We start from the raw sequence: 1,598 nt of genomic DNA, 5'->3' as shown, positions 1-1,598 counted from the left end.
CCCCTGATCTTCCTTTCCCCGCCCCTGATCTTCCTTCTCGCACCACCCCCGGCGGTATCCTCTTCCTAGCGCGCGAGCCACGATGCGCATGTCGAAAGCCTGGGCCCATGGCCGATTTCGATCCGGAAGCGACCCGCCCGGCGGGTCAGGGAATCGCCGCGGAGCTGTCCGCCGCGGGATTCGACGATGCGCTGGTCGTGGGACGTGCTCTCCTCCGACCTCGACGTCGAGAACCGCGAACGGTTCCTCCGCGAGGGCTACGCGATGGGCGGATTGTCCGGTCATCCCAACATCGTGAACATCCTCCAGGTCGGGGTGACGTCGAGCGGCCGTCCGTACATCGTGATGCCGTACCACCCGAACGATTCACTGGCGGTGAAGGTGCGACGCGACGGACCCCTGCCGTGGCCGGAGGTCGTCCGCGTCGGCATCAAACTCGCCGGCGCGCTGGAGACCGCGCATCACGCCGGCACCCTGCACCGCGACGTGAAACCCGCGAACATCCTCATGACCGAGTACGGCGAGCCGCAGCTCACCGACTTCGGCATCGCCCGGATCGCCGGTGGATTCGAGACGGCGACCGGCGCGTTCACCGGCTCGCTCGCGTTCACCGCCCCCGAGGTACTCGAGGGCAAACCCCCGACTCCCAACTCAGACGTGTACGGGCTCGGCGCGGCGATGTTCTCGATGCTGACCGGCCGGGCCGCGTTCGAACGCCGCACCGGTGAGGAGATCGTCGCCCAGTTCCTCCGCATCAGCAGCCAGCCCATCCCCGACCTGCGGCCGCAGGGCATCCCCGACGACGTGTGCGCCGCACTCGAACACGCCATGTCCGCCGACCCGTCGAGCCGGCCCGCGACCGCCGCCGAGTTCGGCCGGGAACTGCAGGAGATCCAGGCCCGGCACGGACGGCACGTCGACGAGATGGCCCTGCCCGGCAATCACCGCCACCACGACCAGCCGACCCTGAAGGCCCCGCTGCCGAGCGCAGCCACCGACCCGGCCACTGCGACATCCGGCCGGACCCCGGCCACTGCGACATCCGGGCGGACCCCGGCCCCACCACCACCTCCGCAGCGCCCGGCGCCCCCTTCCGCGACTCCCACGGGAGATCCGCGGGGACGGGTGTCGCTGCGCGCCGTGCTGGCGGTGCTCGCCGTCCTGTTCCTCGTGGTCGCCGGGACCGGCCTCTATCTGGTCCTGCGCCAGCCGGACGGTTCCGGCACGGCGTCCGCGGGCAGCGACAATGCTGCGGAGCTGCCCCCGACCGCGCAGTGGCGCGCGGTGCACGATGCGCCGACCGCGCGTCAGCAGACCGCGACGACCGTCGCCGACGGCACCGTGTGGGTGTTCGGTGGCCTCGACGACGACGGTGCCTCGGCCGCGCACGAGGGCTACGACCCGGCGATCGACACCTGGAAAACCGGACCCGACCTGCCGGTTCCGCTCAATCACGCGATGGCGGTCACCTGGGACGGCGTGCCCGTCGTGCTGGGCGGGTGGATCCCCGACGGACCGAACCTCACCGCGACCGCCTCCGACCGGGTGTTCGCGGTCCGCAACGGACAGTGGGTCGAACTGCCACCCATGCCCCAACC

At 71.2% G+C, this 1,598-nt stretch carries 1 pseudogene; it reads left to right on the top strand.

The window, feature by feature from the left end:
* Positions 1 to 107 precede the first annotated feature (107 nt).
* Positions 108 to 1,598, top strand: a pseudogene (locus tag A8G15_RS32310) (protein kinase domain-containing protein); the annotation flags it as partial.

It is taken from the genome of Rhodococcus phenolicus, from assembly GCF_001646785.1.
Classification (GTDB): Bacteria; Actinomycetota; Actinomycetes; order Mycobacteriales; family Mycobacteriaceae; genus Rhodococcus; species Rhodococcus phenolicus.
Note: the sequence above shows the minus strand (reverse complement) of the source record. Positions and strands in the feature narration are given on the sequence as shown.